The 23346-nt window shown below is 60.1% G+C and carries 2 protein-coding genes; both read right to left on the minus strand.

Going from position 1 to position 23346, the window contains the following annotated elements; translation table 11 throughout:
• Complete coding sequence (locus tag OX459_RS12800; protein WP_289905324.1) at nucleotides 1-798, minus strand: hypothetical protein; 798 nt, start codon at nucleotides 796-798, stop codon at nucleotides 1-3.
• A complete protein-coding gene (locus tag OX459_RS12805) occupies nucleotides 795-23297 on the minus strand; it encodes a filamentous hemagglutinin N-terminal domain-containing protein (RefSeq protein WP_289905325.1) in 22503 nt (7500 codons plus the stop codon). Before OX459_RS12805 ends, OX459_RS12800 begins: the two co-directional genes overlap by 4 nt.
• Nucleotides 23298-23346: the final 49 nt, after the last annotated feature.

Consider the following 23346-nt stretch of genomic DNA (forward strand, 5'->3'; position numbering starts at 1 on the left):
TTAGCCATACAAAGCCTCTCTTAACGATAACTGTTTTCCCCTGCTAGCATCATCGAGAAAACAGATCCCATCTGTTTCCACGATAACAATAGAACCTTTTTCACGCACTATGAAATTATCATTTTTAAAAATCTTTATCTTTCTTTCAAATCCGACAGGCTTCCAAAACAAATCACTGAGCCACATTTTTCTGCCAATCGCCTCGACATATCCATCCCGTAGAATCCTCCTACCTGGATTACTTGATATATCAACGATAGAAATATCCAATGGCGGCGGCAAACCATTTGAAATTATTTTCAAATCGGACTGAGAAACACCTTTTTTTACAAATAAATCAACATCTGTTTGATTTTGCCAAAAATTAAACTCAGCATTTGAAACCCATGCCTGAACAAAAAAAATTTCATCGCAAAAAATACTAACAAGCTCATCCCAATTAGTATTTAAATTAAAATCAATTTCCTGCACCACCAAAAAGCAATGTTCTCTATCCAGCACGCTTCCAAACCTAAATGACATTCCTCCGGCATTCACAGGAATAACCCATTTTCCGCTTTTCTTTATTTTGGAATAAAAACCATCCAAAGAAACAAAATCCCCATCAATTGTCGTGCAATTAAACACATTCTTTGACTTCAGATACTCCACTATCTTTTTAAAAACAGATACCCCGTCTACCCCAAAATTTTCCGCCGCTTCTTCAAAAACAACCGAACCATCTACCAGTCCAATCTTTTTCTGAGTAACCCCATATGCAAAAACAACATCCAATCTTTCTCTGAAATCTTTTTTCATTTAAATTCCTTTATTATTACGGTTATCCCGTTTTCTGCGCCGTGATCAATTAGAAACTTAGCCGCATCCATCCCTCCTGGCTGAACTCTAATGTCAAGAATTTTATTGGCTGGCACACCATCAACTTTTATAGCTCGATCTCCGAGTTTTTCAATTTCTTTCATCATCGTTCCGGCCCAGCCTTTCCCCGTAGTATCTATAGTCTTCAAACTTACAACGTTCTTTCCAAGTTGAAAGTCTATCAATGGGAAATAACCGGAATTACTTTGCCCAATATTATACCATTCTTTATATTCTGTTTTTGAAAGCAAATCTTCTATAACCGTCCCTCTAGTTGTTGGGTGGAACTTCCACACTTCCGAAAGGCGGCCTTCTTCCAATAACGTCCGACCAGACTTTAAGGCTTGCTCGGTATTTCCTCCAATTTTCCCAATGGATTCAACTTTTTCAATTTCTGTTAAAACATCTTTGGCTGGTGGTATATCAATATTAGATTCGGCAGAAAGTATCTTGCCTTTCTTGAATATTCCACCTATTCCTCCGAGTTTCTTCAATGTCCCCGCAAACCCCTCGAAACCCAATCCCACAATACCCGTTGCACCAATTGTTCCTTTTTTGACAGCCTCATCATTGTATCCTGCCTCCTCAAATCCGCTGCCGAAATAGCCACTCACAACTTCCGTCACCTGGCCGGTGAGGTTTTCTACTGCGGGTATCTTCTTCACCCCATAGATGATAGGGCCAGAGGCGAAATCAAGCGTTTCCAAAGTATATTTGGCAACCATATTACTTTCGACGTAGTTTCCGATAGTAATTAAAACACCGCCGACCCCTTGCGTCCCTTGATCTATGATTTCTGTACCCAAGAAAGGCCCTGGCTTCTGGCCAACCTGCGCATACTGATGTTCAGCGTCGCCCATGGGCGCATCAGTATTGCCCATCAGCCTGACCTCCACATTCGGCGTACGTGGAGTGTTAACTACAGAAAGTCCCGCATTTGCAAAATTGGCCGTGACTTCGGCAATTTGTTGTGGGGATGCGCCAAGCAAACTCAAGTAGTTTCCTATGCGACGATTTACCTCATTCTGGGGAAGATTTTGAGACTCGGGGTCAAACCGGAGATTAGTTAGGAGCCTCAGTGCTTCCCAATCCTCCTTCGACGTGAACTCATTGAACCCGGCATCGGTTGCAAGTTTCTGCACACGTGCTTGTTGCTCATAGGATAGTGCCTTCAAGGACTCAGGAATATTTGCATGGTAAAGCAGGCCTGATACGCTACTCCCTCCAGCGCTTGCCACCGCACCACCCAGCCCTCCCCCCAAGGCGCCAGCCAACGCGTTGGCCAATACACGCGAGGAACCTCCTTCACTCCAGTTATGCTCAATTTCGGCTGCTTGCTTGTACATCTCCTCACGTTGCGCCCCATCCGGTACATCCGCTGCCGCCTTCTTCAGCTTGTCGGCCTCGTCCAGCTTTCCGTTCGCAAATTTTCCGATTTCAGCAGTGGCAGCCTTACTGAACGCCTCTGTAATCGCCACCTGCGCCTGCACTTCTTGGTCCAGATTTTTGCCGTCCCAGCCTTTCTTTAGTGCCCCACTACTATCTTTTTCGCTGCTCACATCACGATTCAGACCTGCCAACATCTCTGCCGTTGTCTTGCCCGTCAATGCTTCTTGTTTCTGCGCGTCACTGATCAAGATTGCGCCGCCGCTAATCCCGGATGTCGTGGTACTTCCTTGGCTGCCTGACACGCTACCAAATCCAGCAGAGCCACTCGACCCCGATTTGCTGTTCGCTGCAGCGATTTTCTCCGGCGTACTCGCCGTATTCTGCGTCCCAACTTTGGCTTCCAACGATCCGCTCAAGCTGAACCCGCTCGCTGAATGCTCATCCTTGTTTTGCAGCTCGCTCGTCGTCAAGGTACCCGTGATCAGCGAGTTCTTGCCATCGACAATCGCCTTGCCGCTGCTGGCAATCACGCCCGCCTGCAAATCGGTATTGCCGGCGACGTTGATCTGGAACCCGCCATCGCCCGCCTTGATGCCTGATTGTTCCGTGACGCTGGCAAAATCACCTTTGGCCTTGCTCTGCGAAATGCTGCCGCCGACGGTGCTGGCGCCATAGCAGGCAGGGGGAATGCACAAGCTCATATTGAAGCCCGCGCTGCTGCTCTTGCTGGCGTAGGTGCTTGTATCTTGCAAACTGATAATGTTCAGGTTGCCGCCGATGGCGGCCTTGACCGTATCCGCTGCCAGGATCGCGCCTTGCAAGGTCGTATCGCCACCGCTGACGATGGTCGCCGTCTTGCCCGCTGTCACATAGGTGTTGGTGTAGTAATTGTCCGTGCCATCAGCCTTGCCGCGTGCCTTGTTTGCGGCAATATCGAGGCTGAAGCCATTCTGCGCTCCACCAATGGTATAGCCGATGCCGATGCTGGAGCCGCTGCTGCTGTTCTTGCTCGTTTGCGTCGCCGTGTTTTGCGCCGCGAGCAGGTTGATCTTGTCATCGGCGAACAAGGTAAGATTACCACCCGCAGCAATCTTGCTGCCAGCTACCGTCAAGTCGCTGTCCGCCCCTGCCCCGGTCGCAATGATGCTGACGTTGCCCGCAGCATTGACGGCGCTGCCGACCACCGTGCTGCTGCTCTGGTGCATTTCGCTTTCGCTCTTGCTGCTGCCCAGGCTGACGCTGATCTTGATGCCCTTATCCGTCAAGCCCTCCGAGGCCAATCCAGCCAGATCCTTGGCTTTCGATGCCAAAGTCACGGCCGCCAGGGCCTGCATGCGCGAGTCCTTCGTCTGTTCGGCTGCCTGTGCCAGGCTGCCGATGCTTTTCACCGCGTCAACAATCGGCACGTTGACCGTACCGCCAAGGGCCACCTTGCTGAAGGTCGTGTGCTGCTCGCTGGTATTGCTGTTGTACGCCTCCTTGATCAACACATTCTTGCCCACGATGCTGATATCGCCAGGCAAGCCGCCACTCGCACCCGCGCCGGTCGCCAGTACTTCGCTGGCCGTCTGCGTGTAGGTCTCGCCCGCGCGCAGCGAAACATTCCCGCCCAGGCTGGCAATCTGGCTGCCCACTTGCGCCACGCCCGTGCTCTTGCCATCGCTGGTGGTTTTTACCGTGCCGAAAGCCGGCTGGTTGATGCTGCCGATAAAGCCGGACTTCTTGCTGAAGCTGCTGGACGTCGTGTCCTTGTCATTCTCGGCACTGACGATGCTCAGGTTGCGCAAGGCGGTCAAGTCAATATTGCCATCCGCCACCACCGTGCTGCCCTTGATGGCAACGTCGCGCCCGCCCACCATCGTCACACTGCCGCCGCTGATCGCGCTGCCAGCCTGGGTAACGGTGCGGCCATCGTCGGCCTGGCTGGTCAGCGACTTGCTCAGGCCAAAGGTGCCGCTCTTTTTCACTTCCTTGGAATGGATTTCCTTGCCGTCCAGCCCGACAGATTCGATGCTGATATCGTTTTTCGCCAGTAAATTGGCGGCCTCGTGCGCAAGTACCGATGAACCCGCCACCTTCAGGTCATGCCCGGCAACGATATCGACGGTATTGCCCGTCAATGAAGTCCCCAGCGCCGTACCGGTCTGCACGAGATCGCGCGTGGTCGTCGTTTTGCTGGAGAAAGTACCGCTTTTCTTGACCTTGCTTGCCACATCCAGGCTGTCGGTGGCCACGCCATTGACCAGGCTGATGTCATGGCCCGCCACCAATCCCAGCGCCCCGCCCGCTTGCACATCGGCTGCACGCGCCAGCAAATCATTTCCTGCCTGCAAATTGACATTGCCGGCACCGATGATCTGACTACCCACTTCGCCCGTCTTGCTTTCTTTTCGGTAATTGTCCGCATTGCGCACTTCATCGTGCGTCGAGGCGACGGTAACGGTATTGAGGGTCAGGTTATTGCCCGCGATCAGGCTGGTCTGGCCATTCACGCCAGCATTGGCGATGACGCCAGCGGTGAGTGTCATATCTCTCCCCGCCTGGGCAATCAGCGTATTTCCCTCGCCGGTGCCCGTGACGTACAGGCCCGCCACCTTGTCGACGACCGTACTGCTGTCGCTGATGGTTTTTCGGTCCCGCAGATTTACACTGGAATCACTGACGATCGTCGTCACCAGGTTGATGTCGCGGCCCGCACTGGCCAGCAGCTGCGTTTCGGCAACGACGCCACTCGCGCGGATATTGATATCGTTTCCTGCCATCAATGCCACTTTGTCGCTTTGCACGTCGCTGACCAGCTCCTTGGCAAAATCCGACCCCACAGCGTTCGTGGCTTTTGCGACGACCGAACCAATACTCAAGTCGCGCCCGGCCGAAAGGCTCGTCGCTCCACCAGGCTCGGTATTGCTGACGATTGCGCCCGTGATGCTGACATCGCGCCCTGCAGAAACAATCATGTTGCCGCTGCCGCTTGCGCCGCCACTGACATACAGGCCCGCCACGCGGTCGATCACGTGTCCGCCATCGAGCGTGCCAGTGGCGATATTGATGTCCCGTCCGGCGCTGGCTTGCAGCGTGCTGTTCGCGGAAATAGTCCCGCTGATGTTGTTGAGGTCATTGCGGGCGGCGACGGCAACCGCATCGCCATCGATGCGGCCACCGAGGTTATTGACGTTCTCCGCATTGAGCAACACCACGTCACGCCCGGCAATGGTGCCGCTGTTGGTCAGGTCGCCGGTGATATTGATATCGACATTTTTGCCGGCCAACAAGGCACCTGTGCCGTCAATGTCATCGGCACGCAACCGCACGTACACTTGCGGCACCAGCGCCTTTTGCGTGCTGCCATCGGCCAGCGTGACTTCGCGCTCGACCAGCCAGACGATGTCGCTGGTCAATGCCGCCATCTGTTCCGGCGTCAGTGCCACGCCGGGGCGCAGGCCATGTTGCTGGGCATAGCTGACGCCGGCGTCCATCAAGCCGCGGAATTGCTCTTCGTCGTTGCTATAGTCACCAGTAAACCGGTGGCCAGTCAGGTCGGCGACCTGCTCGCGTACCAGTTGCTGCTCATAGAAGCCATCGCCCAGCCGCTTTTGCGTGACGGCGGGATCCAGTTGCATTTTGCTGCTCATGTAGTCCGAACCCGTCCAGGTGCGGTACTCGGCAAAGCGAGGATCGGTCTCAACCAGATACTTGGCCGACGTCGAAGGACTGATCTTGAACAGGCTGGCATTCGGCAGTTGCAGGGGTTTGGCCCCGGTCCTGACGACTTCCGCCTTTCCACCCGGATTGGCCAGCGCCACTTGCCGGATCAGCGGCGAGCGCGCCTGGCCTGCGCCAGGGCCTGCCGCGACCTTGCCAGCAGCGCCAGCCGCCGTGCCGATGGCAGCTTGCGTGCCCGTCCCCACAGCCGCCTGCGTGGCGCCTGCCGCGCCATCGACCTTGGACAAGGCACTTCCCGCCACCGCGCCAGGCAGCACCGCCACACCCGCATTGCCGGTCCGATCGCTGCCATTAATCGCTTTAGCACCAGCAACGCCAGCCGGGCCAGCTACGGCGCCCACAGCGAGGCCCGCCGTATCGACGCCGCCCAAGGCTGGCGCACCCGCCACGGCCACATTGCTGCCAGCTACCCTTCCCACACTGCCAGCCTGGCCGGCGCTGCCCGTGCGGTCGCTGCCGCCAGGACCACTGGCCCCCTGGACTCCCGCAGGTCCGCCCTGAGCATCCACCCGCAGACTTCCGGTGCTGGCAACGGCGCCGGTACCGGCGTTGAGCATTGCATTCGGCCCCGCAACGGCACCGATCGCACCTGCCTGGCCCGCGTTGCCGGCACGGTCGCTGCCATGCAAGCCTGCTGCGCCGTTTACACTGTTCGGGCCTCCCTGCGACTGGAATGCCAATTGGCTCGGATCGCCGATGCCGCTGGCTGTCCCCTCACCAACCGCCGCGTCCACGCCTGCCGCTGCCACGGCGGAAATGCTGCCGGCCTGGCCAGCTTGGCCGGCCCGGTCGCTGCCTTGCAAGCCGCCACTGCCGCTGGCCACGCCAGCACTGGCCACATTGGTGCCCGTGCCGACGTTGGAGCGCAGGATAGAGGACATATGGATATCGGCGCTGCCGCCGTCGACCGCAGACACCGTCTGGCCCGCCACCGAAGCGACCCCGCCCGTGCCGCCGACATTGCCCAGTTGGCTATCTCCTGGTCCACTGGCTGCACCAACACTGGCCGCACCCTGGCCGCTACTGGCAGCCACGCCGGCAACGGAACCCGCTGTATTGCCTACCGTGTTGAGCCAGACACTGACATTGGCGGCGCCAGCGCCACTGCTTGCTCCGGCAGAGGAGACATTCGCGCGTGCCCCGACGCTGTTGGAGGGTGCGCCGCCCGACGACGGCGTGTCCGATCCCTTGATCGTTCTCGTATTGCCATAAGAGCGCGTATAGTGACCTACTTCCCAATTCACAGCATTCGCTGGCCTTGCCATGTCAAGATACTCGTACTCAGTCACCGAACCTGTTTCGGTAATCAAGGTCTGATTACCTGTAGAGATATTTTCTTCGATGGCACCCTTGACTTTCAGCACCTGGCCCGCCACAAAGCGGCTGTTTTCATTGCGGATTTTGTAGGCATCCACCGTCAGATTGCCTCCCGCGCTGATGACAGCAGGATCCGTTTCTGTCACCGTACTGGTACTGGTAGTACGCGTGATGGTGTATTTCCGGAAGTCATAATTGCGTGCTGCGGGATAGGGACTCACCAGTCGCCGATTACCGTTGCTCTCCAGGATAGTCTTAATGCCTGGTGCATTGGCAGAATAACGTGCGCCATCTTGTGTTTCATACTCAGTGATATATTCCGTCTGGACCGGGGCAGAAAACTCCACAGCAAAGTGATTGTTCAACAAGGTAATTTCGCCAGCCCTCAGCGCCAAGTTACCCATGGCCTGAATGGTGGCGCTGGCATTGGTCAGGCTGGCTACAGCGCCTGCGGCATAGCGGTTGCCATCAAGACTGCCGCCGATCGCCATGTCCCCAGAGCTGAAGATCAGCGCATGTTCCCGGTTGTTGATGGTGGTGGCGCCGATATCGAGGCTGCCGCGCGACGCTATCGTGGCGGCAACGCCGCCCTCCACATCGTTGTTCAGCGTGCCCGCCCCGATACTGAGCGCAGTGCCGTAGATGCGCCCGCTGCCGGTATTGTTGAGCGTGCCCGCATCGACCTGCGTATTCACGCCATCGATCACGCCGCGGTTACTAAGGATCGTCGCGACATTCACCCTGGTGGTGCCGGCATTGATGTCGCCACTGCTGGTGTTGTCGAGACTGTAGGCATTGAGAGCCAGTATCTGGCCTGCCTGGACCTTGCCCGCGTTGACAAGGCTGCCACCTACGCTGAGACTGGCGTTACGGTTGGCAATCACCTGCGCCCCCGCTTCGACAATGTAATTGCCGCTCAAATCCAGGCTCAGATCGCCCCTGGACATCACGTTGCCTCTACCGCTCAAGCCCGCCGCCTTGATCGCCGTCAATTCGCCGCCGATGATGGTGCCGCCGTCATTGCTGATGCTCAGGCCGCGGCTGGCGCCCTCGTCCTTGACGCTGACGGTATTGTTCGCACTGATCAGCCCGGATGTATTGTTCACACTGCCGTTGCTGTTGATGCTCAGGTTATTGCCTGCACGCAAGCCACCCTGGCTGTTATTGATCGTGCCTGCCGACAGGTTGACGTCGCGGCCTTCGATTCCCTTGTCGGCCCCCTGCGTTGCCTGGTTGACGATGGCGCCAGCCCCCAGCGTGACGGCGGCGCCGCCACGTATCAGTCCGGACGTGTTGTCGATCGTGCCGGCGCCCGCCTGCAAGCCCAGGTTGCCGACCACTTGCACTTGTCCGCCCTGATTGGCCAGCCCGCCGATGGACAGTTCCAGGCCGCCACTGGAGACAATTTTTCCGCCCAGATTATTGATATAGCCGCTGCTGCCGCCTACCTGCCCCGCCGCGCCCAGGAAACCAGCCGCGTTGTTCCAGGCGCCAGTCGCCAGTGTCAGCGTCCCGCCGCTGCTGATGCCGCCATTGCTGCCGGCATGGCTAGCCGCATACGCTGCGGCATCGGTGTTATCGAGCGCCTGGCCATGGGTGTTGATGACGATCGCATTGCCTGCTTGCAGCAAACCACCGTGATTGTTCAGCTCCCCCGTTTGCAGATTCAGTACTTGCGTGGCGACGATGGTTCCCTGGACATTGTTCAAGCCCTGTCCCGCCGTATCGATGCTGACGTTGCGGCCCACGATGCTGCCGGCGGAGGCATAGCCGGAAGCCAGCGTATTGCCAAGGCTGGTGCTTTGCAAAACAACGTCCGCGCCGGCCTGGATTTGCCCGCTGTCGTTGCGCAGCTGGCCCGTGGTCGCGCGCAGATCGCCCGTGACGCTGGCCAGTTTGCCGCCCGTATTGTCGATACTGGCAGCCTGGATGCCGAGATTGCCATTCGCGGCCACCAGGCCGTCCTTATTGTCGAGCGCCTGGTTCAAGGTCAGTGCAAGGCTTCCGCCCGTCGTCAGGTTGCCGCCGCGGTTCGACATACTGCCGGCCTGAAGCGTCGCGGCGCCTCCCGCTGCGATCTTGCCGCCGTTGTCATTATTCAAAGAAGTGCCGGCGCTCAGATCCAAGGTGGCGCTGCCCGCCGCCTGTACCGTGCCGCCCTGGTTGTTGATGACCTGCGCGCTGACGGTGGTATTGCCATTGCTGGCGATCAAGCCACCTTGATTGTCCAGAACTTGCGCGATGCGGATATTGCTGGCGCCCTGCCCCAGCTGCACCAGTTCTCCCTGACGGTTATCCAGGCTGCCGCTGTCGATGGTCAACTGCCCAGCCTGCGTACTGGCCTTGCGAAAATCGATACTGCCAGCGGTGATCTTCAGGCTGCCATTGGCAGTGATCTGTCCCCCCTGCCCGTTCAAGGCTCCGGTATCGATTGCCAACTGACCCAGGCCAGCATGCTCGATCCGCCCGCCGGCATTGCTCAGCATTGCGGCACCCAGGGTAAGGTTGGCGCTATTGACGGCAATCCGGCCATCGGTATTATCGAGTGCGCCATTTGGCGCGCGCATGACAATGGCCGTATCGCCGCTGCCGCTCTGCACGATGCTGCCCTTGCTATTGTTCAGGTTAGCTGTCTGCACCACCAGTTGACCGGCCACGATATCGCCACGGCTGTTATCCCACGTCTGGCCATTGCCGGCTTGCGCGCTCACATTCAGCGTACCGACCGTGCCGATGCTGGCGCCGGCCGTGCTGACATTACCCTGCGTCGCCGTCAACGCGATGTTCGCCGCGCTATTCACGCTGCCAGCAAGATCGACGCCGCTGCCCGTCATGCTCATATTGCCTGCCGCCAGATTTTGCCCGGCTGCGCGCAATTGCTGCGCCGTCGTGACCAGCAGACTCCCTGTGCCTGCCAGTTTGCCGTCCGCCTGCATGCCCGCCGCCAGCAGGCCGCCCGCCCCGCTGTCGAGGCTGGCGGCCGTGATGCTGGTATTGGCAAGCGAGGCAATCGTACCGCTGTTGCTCACCAGTCCCGTGGCATTCAGCACTTGCGATGCGCCGTACATGCTGCCGCTATTGCTGACATTGGCTGCCTGCGTGACCAATTGTTCACCGGCAAGGACACTGCCGCCGTTATTGTCCAGGTCTTTCACTTGCAATCTGGCATCGCCGGTAACCGCCTGCAAGGTACCGCGCGTGTTGGTGACATCGCCTGCGGTCAGGGCCAGCCCGGTAGCGCCAGCCAATGTGCCGCCGCTGTTGTCGAGTTTCGCACTGGTGGTTACGTCCAGCACGCCGCCAGACAGCACGCGACCGCTCTGATTGCGCAATTCTGCCGTTTGCAGCGCCAGGCCACCATTGCTTTCAATCCTGCCGCCAGCGTTGTCGAGACTGGCGCTGGCCGTGAGCGATGTGTTGCCCTTGCCCAGCTGCAATAATTCGCCCTGGCGATTGTCCAGTATGGCGGTGGTGACGCTCAGTTGCTGCGCCATGGCGCTGGCGTTGCGATGATCGATATAAGTGGCGCGCACGTCGAGCGCGCCGTTACCTGTAATTTGGCCGCGTTGCCCATACAGGTTAGCCACGCTGATGCCCAGTGTGCCGCTACCCGCGTGCTCGATCTTGCCGTCCACGTTGGTCAAGGTTCCTGCCGTCAACTGGAGATTGCGGCTGTTGACTGCGATACGCCCGGCAGTATTGTCCAGCTGGCCCGCTCCAGCCAGGTTGATGGCGCTATCGCCACTTCCCGTCTGGATGATGCTGCCGCCGGCATTATTGAGGTTAGCCACCTTGACATCAAGCTGCCCGGCGCTTAACTGGCCACCTTGATTGAGCAGCGCCTGGCTATTCTGCGCGCTGGCCGTAATACTCAGCAAACCAGCCGTAGCGAGCACCGCCTTGGCGGTCGTGATGTTGCCGCTGCCAGCGTTCAAGGTAATATTGCTGCCACTGGTCTGGCTACCTGCCAGGTCCAGCGATGCCCCACTGAGCGCAACAGTGCCGGCCGCGAGATTCTTGCCGCCTGCCTGCAGGACGCCAGTGCTGCGCACAGTCAAGTCGCCCACCTGCGCAAGCGCGCCATTCGTCGTCAAGCCAGCCGCCAGCAAGCCGTTGCCGGACAAGCTGCCCGCCTTCACGCTCGTATTGCCCAACGCAGCGATGGATCCGGTATTGACCAGGCTGCCGGCTACGTCCAGCGACTGCTGGGCGCCTGCGTACAGCAAGCCGCTGTTAAGCATGTCGCCAGTGACTGCCACCGTCAGGTCGGTGGCGGCACTGAGTTCGCCGGCGGCGTTGACCAGGCTGGCAGCCGTCACACCCAAGGCACCACGCGCGGCTTGCGCTACGCCCTGCGTATTGTCCAAGGCCAAGGCATGTACCTGCACATTCTCCTTGCCAACGATCGTGCCTTCCTTGTTGTTCAGTGCACCCTGCGACGATATTGTGACATCGCCTTGTGCGCTAATATTGCCCTTTGCATTCTCCAGACTGCCTGTCGTCATTTGCAGCACGCCATTTGCTGCGATGACGCCACTGCGATTGTCCAACTCCTGCGCCACCTGCACCGTGAGCGCCGTTGTCGACTGCAATTTGCCGCCCTGATTGCTCATCGCATCGGCCGTAATACGCAATTGCTGGGCCGAAGTGGTCGCCATGCTGTGGTTGAACGTGCCGGCAACGATATCGACCAGGCCATTGCCCGTAATCGTCCCGCCGGCACCATTGAAGGCTGGCGTCGTGATTGCCAGCGTTCCCGCTCCCGCATGCTCGATCTTGCCAGCGGCATTCGTGATTGCGTTCGCTGCGAGGATCAGATTGCTGCTATTGACGGCAATGCGCCCACCAGTATTGTCCAGATTACCCGTCCGGATGACGGTATCGCCCGCGCCGGTCTGTAACACCGTGCCTTTTGCGTTGTCCAGATTGCCTACGTGCAGGTCGAGCTGGCCCGCCTGCAAGCTGCCTTCCGTGTTGTGCAAGGTGGCGTTTGTCGTGACGTTCAAGGTACCCGTTGTCGCGACGATCGCCTTGCTGGTCATGACATCACCCTGTGTTGCCGTCAGGCCGATGTTCGCCGCGCTGGTCTGGCTGCCGCCGATATCGAGCGTGCCGCCAGTCAGTTTGGCATTGCCTGCCGCCAGGTTTTGGCCGTGCGCAGCCAGCGTTTGTGTAGTGCTGATCGTCAGGTCGCCAGCCGTGCCCAGCTTGCCATCAGCCCGCATGCCGGCACCAAGCAGGCTGCTTGCGCTGCTGTCGAGTGTCTTTGCCGTGATGCTGTTGTTGCCTTGTGCCGCGATGACGCCCGTGTTCACGATAGCGCCGCTGGCGGTCAAGGTCTGGTTGCCGGCTGCGTACATGCTGCCCGTGTTGTTCAGACTGGCCAGTGTCGCGCTCAGGTTGGCGCCGGCAAACACATTGCCTGCGGTATTGTTCAAGTTCGCCACATTCAAGGTGGCATTGCCGGCCACGGCCTGCAACTGGCCCTTGGTATTATCGATATCGCCACCGGACAGCTGCAGATGGCGTCCTGCGGCCACCGTGCCGTCCGTATTGTCCAGGCTGCCTACCGTAAGCCCGGCATCCTGCGCCGCCACGATGCGGCCTGTGTTGTTCAGCAATACCTGGGCTTTGACCAGCGCATCACCATTGCCCTCGATCTTGCCGCCCGTGTTGTCCAGTTGCCCAGTAGCGCTCACCGTCATCAGTCCGGTGCCGGTCTGCGCCAAGCTGCCAGCGCGGTTATCCAGGCTGCCGGCGTTCACCGTCAACTGATTGGCCACCGTCGTCGCATTGCGGTGGTCCAGGGTGGCTGCCGTGATATCGACTTTGCCATTGCCCGTGATCTTGCCGAACTGGTTGTTGAACTGACCTGCGTTAATGGCCAGCACGCCCGCGCCAGCATGCTCCAGCTTGCCATTGACGTTCGTCAACACTGTCGCATTCAGGGCCAGGTTCGCGCTGTTGGCAGCGATGCGCCCGGCAGTGTTGTCCAGCTTGCCTGTGGTGATGACCGTGTCGCCGGTACCCGTCTGCACGATCTCGCCGCTGGCGTTGTTCAGATTCGCCACGTTCAGTTGCAACTGACCAGCCACCAGCTGGCCCTGGCTGTTCACCAGTGACTGAGCGTTGTTCGCGTTAGCGGTGATGGCCAGCACGTTACTGGCGGAAATCACCGCCTTGTTCGTCACGACATCGCCAGTATTTGCCGTGATGGCGATATTCGCCGCGCCCGTCTGGCTACCCGACAGATCCACATTGACGCCGGTCAACACGACATTGCCCGCCGCCAGGTTCTGCCCGCTCGCCTGCAAGACGCCATCGGCATTGATGGTCAGATCACCTGCCATGCCCAGGCTACCGTCCGCTTTCACGCCAGCGCCCAGCAAGCCGCTGCTGGTCACTTTGCCAGCGGTAATATGGGTGTTGTTGACGGAAGCAATCGATCCCGTGTTGCTCAACAGACCACCCACCGTCAGTTGCTGGTTGCGGCCCGCGTACAGCAGGCCAGCGTTGTTCAGGTCACCACTGATTTTGGCCGTCAAGTCCGTGGCTGCACTGACCGTGCCTTGCTGGTTCAGCAAGGTCGCCGCGTCCAGACGTAAATTGTCCGCCTGCAACACGCCTCGGGTGTTGTCGATATTCACACCGCCCACATGCAAGTCAGCAGTCGCTGCCATCACGCCATCGGTGTTATTCAGTACACCTTTGCTGACGATGTCCGCCGAAGCGGCCGAGGTGATGCGGCCTTTGCTGTTGTCCAGCACGCCCGCCTGCACATTCAGCGTCCCCGTGCCTGCGTGCTCGATCTTGCCTTCTTTGTTTGTGACGCTGACGGCATCGATGTTCAAGTTTGCGCTGTTGACGGCGATGCGGCCAGCCGTGTTGTCCAGATTGCCGGTGACGATGTTCGTGTCACCCGTGCCCGTCTGCAAGATAGTGCCCTTGGCGTTATCCAGATTGCCCACATACAGATCGAGCTGGCCCGCCTGCAAAGTACCTTCCGTGTTGTGCAAGGTGGCATTGCTCGTGATGTTCAATGTGCCTGGCGTCGTGACGACCGCCTTGTTCGTACTGACGTCACCTTGGGTTGCCGTCAGGCCGATGTTGGCGGCACTGGTCTGGCTGCCGCCGATATCGATGCTGGTGCCGGTCAGATTGGCGCTACCCGCAGCCAGAATCTGGCCATGTGCGGCGAGGTCCCGCGTGGCGCTAACCGTGAGGTCACCACTTGTACCCAGCTTGCCATCGGCTTGCATGCCGGCACCAAGCAGGCTCGTTGCGCCGCTGTCGAGGGTTTTCGCCGTGATGCTTGTATTGCCCTGCGCCGCGATGACGCCCGTATTGACAATGGCGCCGCTGGCATTCAGTGTCTGGTTGCCGGCTGCATACAGACTGCCCGTGTTGTTCAGGCTGGCCAGTATCGCGTTCAGGTTGGCGCCGGCAAATACATTGCCAGCGATATTGTTCAAATTCGCCACATTCAGGGTGGCGTTGCCGGTCACGGCCTGCAACTGGCCCTTGGTGTTGTCGATATCGCCACCGGACAGTTGCAGATGACGCCCTGCCGCCACCGTCCCTTCCGTATTGTCCAGGCTACTCACGTTCAAGGTGGCATCCTGCGCCGTCACGATACGACCCGTACTGTTCAGCAAGGTGGTGGCCTTTACCAGCGCATCGCCATTGCCCTCGATCTTGCCGCCCGTGTTGTCCAGCGAGCCGGCGGCATTGAGGCTCATCAAACCTGTACCCGTTTGCGCCAGGCTGCCGCTGCGATTGTCCAGGCTGCCGGCGTTGATGATCAGCTGATTGGCCACCGTCGTCGCATTGCGGTGGTCCAGGGTGGCTGCCGTGATATCGACTTTGCCATTGCCCGTGATCTTGCCGAACTGGTTGTTGAACTGACCTGCGTTAATGGCCAGCACGCCCGCGCCAGCATGCTCCAGCTTGCCATTGATGTTCGTCAACACCGTCGCGTTCAACGCCAGGTTCGCGCTGTTGGCAGCGATACGGCCCGCCGTGTTGTCCAACTTGCCTGTGGTAATGACGGTGTCGCCGGTACCCGTCTGCACGATCTCGCCGCTGGCGTTGTTCAGATTCGCCACGTTCAGTTGCAACTGACCAGCCACCAGCTGGCCCTGGCTGTTCACCAGTGACTGAGCGTTGTTCGCGTTAGCGGTGATGGCCAGCACGTTACTGGCGGAAATCACCGCCTTGTTCGTCACGACATCGTCAGTATTTGCCGTGATGGCGATATTCGCCGCGCCCGTCTGGCTACCCGACAGATCCACATTGACGCCGGTCAACACGGCATTGCCCGCCGCCAGGTTCTGCCCGCTCGCCTGCAAGACGCCATCGGCATTGATGGTCAGATCACCTGCCATGCCCAGGCTGCCGTCCGCCTTGATGCCAGCGCCCAGCAAGCCACTGCTGGTCACTTTGCCAGCGGTAATATGGGCGTTGTTGACGGAAGCAATGGAACCGCTGTTGTTCAGCAATCCGCCGACCGTCAGTTGCTGGTTGCGGCCTGCATACAGCAGGCCGGCGTTGTTCAGGTCACCACTGATTTTGGCCGTCAAGTCCGTGGCTGCACTGACCGTGCCCTGCTGGTTCAGCAAGGTCGCCGCGTCAAGATGTAAATTGTCCGCTTGCAATACGCCTCGGGTGTTATCCAGTGCAACACCGCCAACATGCAAGTCGGCAATCGCGGCAATTACGCCATCCGTATTGTTCAGCACGCCCTTGCTGACAATGTCCGACGATGCAGCCGACGTGATACGGCCCTTGCTGTTGTCCAGCACGCCTGCCTGCAAATTCAACGTACCCGTGCCTGCGTGCTCGATCTTGCCTTCTTTGTTTGTGACGCTAACGGCATCGATGTTCAAGTTTGCGCTGTTGACGGCGATGCGGCCGGCCGTGTTGTCCAGATTGCCGGTGACGATGTTCGTGTCACCCGTGCCCGTCTGCAAGATAGTGCCCCTGGCGTTGTCCAGGTTTGCCACATGCAGGTCGAGCTGGCCCGCCTGCAAAGTACCTTCCGTGTTGTGCAAGGTGGCATTGCTCGTGATGTTCAATGTGCCTGGCGTCGTGACGACCGCCTTGTTCGTACTGACGTCACCTTGGGTTGCCGTCAGGCCGATGTTGGCGGCACTGGTCTGGCTGCCGCCGATATCGATGCTGGTGCCGGTCAGATTGGCGCTACCCGCAGCCAGAATCTGGCCATGTGCGGCGAGGTCCTGCGTGGCGCTAACCATGAGGTCACCACTTGTGCCCAGCTTGCCATCGGCTTGCATGCCGGCACCAAGCAGGCTCGTTGCGCCGCTGTCGAGGGTTTTCGCCGTGATGCTTGTATTGCCCTGCGCCGCGATGACGCCCGTATTGACAATGGCGCCGCTGGCATTCAGTGTCTGGTTGCCGGCTGCATACAGACTGCCCGTGTTGTTCAGGCTGGCCAGTATCGCGTTCAGGTTGGCGCCGGCAAATACATTGCCAGCGATATTGTTCAAATTCGCCACATTCAGGGTGGCGTTGCCGGTCACGGCCTGCAACTGGCCCTTGGTGTTGTCGATATCGCCACCGGACAGCTGCAGATGGCGTCCTGCGGCCACCGTGCCTTCCGTGTTGTCCAGGCTGCCTACCGTAAGCCCGGCATCCTGCGCCGCCACGATGCGGCCTGTGTTGTTCAGCAATACCTGGGCTTTGACCAGCGCATCACCATTGCCCTCGATCTTGCCGCCCGTGTTGTCCAGTTGCCCAGTAGCGCTCACCGTCATCAGTCCGGTGCCGGTCTGCGCCAGGCTGCCGGCGCGGTTGTCCAGGCTGCCGGCGTTGATGGTCAGTTGATTTGCCACCGTCGTGGCATTGCGGTGGTCGAAGGCGGCCGCCGTGATGTCAAGCTTGCCGTTGCCCGTGATCTTGCCGGACTGGTTGTTGAATTGCCCTGCGTTAATGGCCAGCACTCCCGCGCCAGCATGCTCCAGCTTGCCATTGACGTTCGTCAAGACTGTCGCATTCAGGGCCAGGTTCGCGCTGTTGACGGCGATGCGGCCCGCCGTGTTGTCGAGTTTTCCTGTGGTGATGACGGTGTCGCCGGTGCCCGTCTGCACGATGTCGCCGCTGGCGTTGTTCAGATTCGCCACGTTCAGTTGCAACTGACCAGCCACCAGCTGGCCCTGGCTGTTCACCAGTGACTGAGCGTTGTTCGCGTTAGCAGTGATGGCCAGCACGTTGCTGGCGGAAATCACGGCTTTGTTCGTCAGTACATCACCAGTATTTGCCGTGATGGCGATATTCGCCGCGCCCGTCTGGCTACCCGACAGATCCACATTGACGCCGGTCAACACGGCATTGCCCGCCGCCAGGTTCTGGCCGCTCGCTTGCAAGACGCCATCGGCGTTGATGGTCAGATCACCTGCCGTGCCCAGGCTGCCGTCCGCCTTGATGCCAGCGCCCAGCAAGCCACTGCTGGTCACTTTGCCAGCGGTAATATGGGTGTTGTTGACGGAAGCAATGGAACCGCTGTTGTTCAGCAATCCGCCGACCGTCCATTGCTGGTTGCGGCCTGCATACAGCAGGCCGGCGTTGTTCAGGTCACCACTGATTTTGGCCGTCAAGTCCGTGGCTGCACTGACCGTGCCCTGCTGGTTCAGCAAGGTCGCCGTGTCCAGACGTAAATTGTCCGCTTGCAATACGCCGCGCGTGTTGTCCAGTGCGGTGCCGCCGACGTGCAAGTCAGCAGTCGCGGCAATCACGCCGTCGGTATTGTTCAGTACGCCCTTGCTGACGATGTCCGCCGATGCAGCCGAGGTGATGCGGCCCTTGCTGTTGTCCAGCACACCTGCCTGCACAGACAGGATGCCGGTTCCCGCATGCTCGATCTTGCCATCGCGGTTCGTCAGCGTAGTCGCATCGAGGGTCAACTTGTTGCTGTTGACGGCGATGCGGCCAGCCGTGTTGTCCAGATTGCCCGTCTGGATGATGGTGTTACCCGTGCCCGTTTGCAGCAACGTACCCTTGCCGTTGTCCAGGTTTGCCACATGCAGGTCGAGCTGGCCCGCCTGCAAGGTACCGTCCGTGTTGTGCAACGCGGCGCCGGTCGTCACGTTCAACGTGCCCGGCGTCGTCACCACGGCCTTGTTCGTGATGACATCGCCCTGTGTTGCCGTCAGGCCGATGTTGGCGGCGCTGGCCTGGCTGCCACTGATGTCGAGCGTGGCGCCTGTCAGATTGGCATTGCCTGCCGCTAGCACTTGGCCGTGTGCATGCAGCGCTCGCGCGGTGCTGATCGCCAGATCTCCAGACGTGCCCAGCTTGCCATCGGCTTGCATGCCGGCACCAAGCAGGCTCGTTGCGCCGCTGTCGAGGGTTTTCGCCGTGATGCTTGTATTGCCCTGCGCCGCGATGACGCCCGTATTGACAATGGCGCCGCTGGCATTCAGTGTCTGGTTGCCGGCTGCATACAGGCTGCCCGTGTTGTTCAAGGTATCGAGCGTGGTGCTCAGATTGCCGCCGGCAAACACGTTGCCTGCCGCATTGTTCAAGTTCGCCACGGTCAAGGTGGCGTTGCCGGCCACGGCTTGCAACTGGCCCTTGGTATTGTCGATGTCAGCACCGCTCAATGCCAGGTTGCGCCCTGCGGCCACGATCCCTTCCGTATTGTCCAGACGATCTACATTCAACGTGGCATCCTGCGCCGCCACGATGCGGCCAGTGTTGTTCAGCAAAGTGTTTGCCTTCACCAGCGCGTCGCCATTGCCCTCGATCTTGCCGCCCGTGTTGTCCAGCGAGCCGGCGGCATTGAGGCTCATCAAACCTGTACCCGTTTGCGCCAGGCTGCCGGCACGATTGTTCAGGCTGCCGGCGTTGACGGTCAGCTGATTCGCCACCGTCGTCGCATTGCGATGGTCGAAGGCGGCCGCCGTGATGTCGAGCTTGCCGTTGCCCGTGATCTTGCCGTACTGGTTGTTGAACTGGCCTGCGTTAATGGCCAGAACGCCCGCGCCAGCATGCTCCAGCTTGCCATTGACGTTCGTCAATACCGTGGCGTTCAAAGCCAGGTTAGCGCTGTTGACGGCGATGCGGCCAGCCGTGTTGTCGAGTTTGCCTGTGGTGATAACGGTATCGCCCGTGCCCGTTTGCACGATGTCGCCGCTGGCGTTATTCAGGTTCGCGACGTTCAGCTGCAACTGTCCACCTACCAGCTGGCCCTGGCTGTTCACCAGTGACTGGGCGTTATTTGCATTGGCCGTGATGGCCAGCACGTTGCTGGCGGAAATGACCGCCGTGCTGGTGATGACATCGCCAGCAAGGGCCATGATGGCGATGTTCGCCGCGCCTGTCTGGCTGCCCGACAAGTCCACGTTGGCGCCCGTCAGCGCCGCACTGCCCGCCGCCAGGTTCTGGCCGTTCGCTTGCAAGATGCCATCCGTGTTGATGGTGAGATCACCTGCCACGCCCAAGCTGCCGTCCGCTTTCACGCCGGCGCCGAGCAAGCCGCTGCTGGTCACTTTATTAGCGGAAATATTGGTGTTGCCAACGGAAGCGATGGAACCGCTGTTGTTCAGCACACCGCCCACCGTCAGTTGCTGGTTGCGGCCCGCGTACAGCAGACCCGTGTTGCTCAAGTCTGCGCTGAGGCGCGCCGTCAGGTCCGAACCGGCGCTGACCGTGCCTTGCTGGTTCAGCAAGGTCGCCGCGTCAAGATGTAAATTGTCCGCCTGCAATACACCACGCGTGTTGTCAATATTTACACCTTCCACATGCAAGTCGGCGGTCGCAGCCATCACGCCATCCATGTTGGTCAGCGCGCCCTTGCTGGTGATATCTGCCGAGGCAGCGGACGTGATACGGCCCTTGCTGTTGTCCAGCACACTAGCTTGCACCTGCACGCTGCCATTGCCGGCAATGTTGCCACGCGTATTGTCCAGGGTTTGCGCCACATCCACGCGCATCTGCCCTGCCCCCGTCTGCTGCAGGGTACCGTCGCTATTGTCCAGCTGGCCGGCTTGCACGGTGACCTGCTGCCCGGTCGTGACGGCATGACGGTGATCAATTGTTTCCGCCTGGATATCAACCAGGCCATTGCCCGTCACCTTGCCCCGTTCGTCGTCGAAACGCGTTGCTTCCAGGTGCAAGCTGCCCGTGCCTGCGTGTTCTATGCTGCCATCGCGGTTATTCACCTGTTCCGCAGTCAGCGCCAGCTTGGCGCTGTTGACGGCGATGCGCCCGCCCGTGTTGTCCAGGGTGCTGCCTGTCAATACCGTGTCGCCAGTGCCCGTCTGGATCACGGTGCCGCCGCGGTTGTCGAGCGATCCAGTTTTGATATCCAACTGGCCCGCGCTCAGGGTGCCGCGCACGTTCGACAGAGCCTGGCCGCTGCCGGCCGCCGTCACGGACAGCACACCCGTAGTGGTCACCAGCGCGTTATCGGTCACGACATGACCGGCGCTGGCGTTCAGGCTAATCGCCGCGCCGCCCGTCTGGCTGCCGCTCAGGTCGATGGCGGAAGCATGCATGCTGGTCTTGCCTGCCGCCAGGTTCTGGCCGTGGGCCGCGATCGCCTGCGTGGCCGTCAGTTGCAACTGGCCGCTGCCGGCCAGGCTGCCGTCGGCGCGGATGCCGGCGCCCAGCAGGCTGCCAGTAGCGCTATCGATGCGGCTGGCGTCGATGCGGTTGTCGCCCAGCGCGGCAATCACGCCGCTGTTGCTGACGGCGCCGCTCACCTGCAGCGCCTGGCTACCGGCTGCATACAGGTTACCGCTATTGAGCACTTCACTGGCCCGGGTAGCAAGATTGCCACCGGCAAAGACGCTGCCGGCCGTATTGTTCAGTTTTGCCACAGTCAAGGCCGCATCGCCCGCCGGCGCCTGGATCTGGCCGCGCGTATTGTCGATGTCCCCGCTGTCGAGGCGCAATGTGCGACCCGCCGCCAGGGTCGCCTCGGTATTGTCCAGCGCGCCTGTCGACAGCGCCACATCCGTGCCCGAGACGATACGGCCCTTCTGATTTTGTACATTGCCCGCCTGCACGCTCAAAGCGCCATTGCTTTCCAGCGCACCACCGCGGTTATCCAACCCGCCGCGCACCTGCACGCCGGTCGCACCCTGGCCGCTCTGCGCCAGGCTGCCGCCCCGGTTGTCCAGGGTAGCGGCGTTGATGCTGAGCTGCCCCGCCACCGTGCGCGCATCGCGGTGGTCGATGTGCTCGCCCGTCAGCGCCATGGCGCCATTGCTGAGGATGCTGCCGCGCTGCAAGTTGATTTGCGCGGCGTCAATCTCCAGCGCGCCCGTGCCCGCATGCTGAATTTGCCCGTCCTGATTACTCAGGCCGGCGGCCTGCAGGCGCAAGGCCTGGCTATTCGTGGCGATGACGCCGCGCGTATTGTCCAGCGCACCCGGCAAGCGTATGGCCAGATCACTGTTGCCCAGTTGCATGATCTGGCCGCCCACGTTCGACAAGCCGTACGCATTCACGCCCAGCTGCTGGCCAGTCAACTGCGCCGCATCGCTGCGCACGGTGTGCGCAGCGTCCAGTTGCAGGCGGTCGCGCGCAGTGACCTGCGCATGGCTGGCATCGAGGTCGCCGACGCTGGCGCCCAGGCTGACGTTCCCACCCGAAACTTGCGCCCCAGCAAGGTCCAGCTGGCCCGCCGCCAGGCTGCTGTCGCCGCCGGCAACGGCCGTGCCATGCACGGCAATGGTATCGCCAGCAGAAACGCTCAGCTTGCCGCTGGTGGCCAAGGTATTGTCCAGATTCAAGCCAGCCGCCAGCACCGAGCCGGCGGTGGCATCAATGCGCGCAGCCGCCCCCGTGGCTTGAACCTTGGCATTGCCCTGGGCCGCGATCACGCCGCTGTTGGCAATATTGCCCTGCGCTTGAACCTGGCTGTCGCCGCCCGCATACACGGTGCCGCTGTTGGCCATGTCGCCCGTCACCGCAATGCTCATCTGGCTGCCGCTGCCGGCGGACTGGATATTGCCGCTGTTGCTCAGCCAGCCATTCGATTGCAGCACCAGATTACCCGCCGTGGCCGCCAAGACGCCCGCATTGCGCACGCCCAGGCCCGCTTCCGTGCCGACCAGGGTGATCTTGCCTGCGTACATGCCGCCCAGTTGCGCCACGTCCAGCGCGTAAGCCGGTGCCGGGCCAACGCCAGCGACGGGGCCCGTCACCCCATGCGCCGCATCGATCTGGTTAGCTCCTGTGACCACTTTCAATTCCTGCGCCCAGATGCCGCCATTGATCTGTGCGGCGCGCGCCAGGATGGCCGTGTAGTCGCTCAGCGACGTGTCCAGGCCACGGCCGTTGATGCTGACCACACCGCGCTGTACCATGTAGCCGTCCAGGCTGCCATCGTTGAGCATCGGCGTGCCCGTCGTCAGCACGACCCGGCTGGCATTGATGAAACCGCCGCCGTCGATGGCCACGCCGGCCGGATTGGCGATCACGACTTCGGCGCGTTGGCCCGCCACTTCCACATAGCCGCGCAGCTGGCTGGGGTTGGCCGAATTGACTTCATTGAGGATCACGCGCGCGCTGCCGCCGGCCAGCCATGGATTGCCTTGCACCCAGCCGCCCGTCTGCGTCTGCACATTGCCGCGGCTATTGTTCAGGATGGCGCCATTCGCCGTCACGTCGAACTGGCTGTAGGTATTGCGCGACACGCCTGCCGCGCTCGGCGTCTGGATATTGACCTGCGTCACGCCATTTGCGCTTTGCACCACGGTCGGACGCTGGCGGCCCGGCGCGTTCGGGTCGGCCACGATCTGTCCCATGGCCGGCCCGGCGACAAAACTCACCATGCCCAGCGCGCCAAACACGGCCAGCGCCAGCGGCCGTAACTTGCCATTCACACTTAAACTTAACCCGCCACCGCCATCGCCTTCAAACACGCCATTCGTCAAGCTGCCTTCGCCCTTGGCCGCCTTGCCCTGCGACGAAGCGTTTTCGGCGACGACCATCAATTGGCCACGGCGTTTGTTGAAGATGATGCGGTACAGGTTCTTGTTCATGAAATGTCCTAGTGACAATTAAATGATGCGATAGAGAAAGAAGAGAACG

This window comes from Janthinobacterium sp. SUN026 (genome assembly GCF_030397625.1).
In the GTDB taxonomy this organism is placed as follows: domain Bacteria; phylum Pseudomonadota; class Gammaproteobacteria; order Burkholderiales; family Burkholderiaceae_D; genus Janthinobacterium; species Janthinobacterium kumbetense.

Bases quoted from the DNA above. Each gene is read 5' to 3' on its own strand.
- OX459_RS12805 (WP_289905325.1), bottom strand. From the start codon at position 23,297: ATGAACAAGAACCTGTACCGCATCATCTTCAACAAACGCCGTGGCCAA.
- OX459_RS12800 (WP_289905324.1), bottom strand. From the start codon at position 798: ATGAAAAAAGATTTCAGAGAAAGATTGGATGTTGTTTTTGCATATGGG.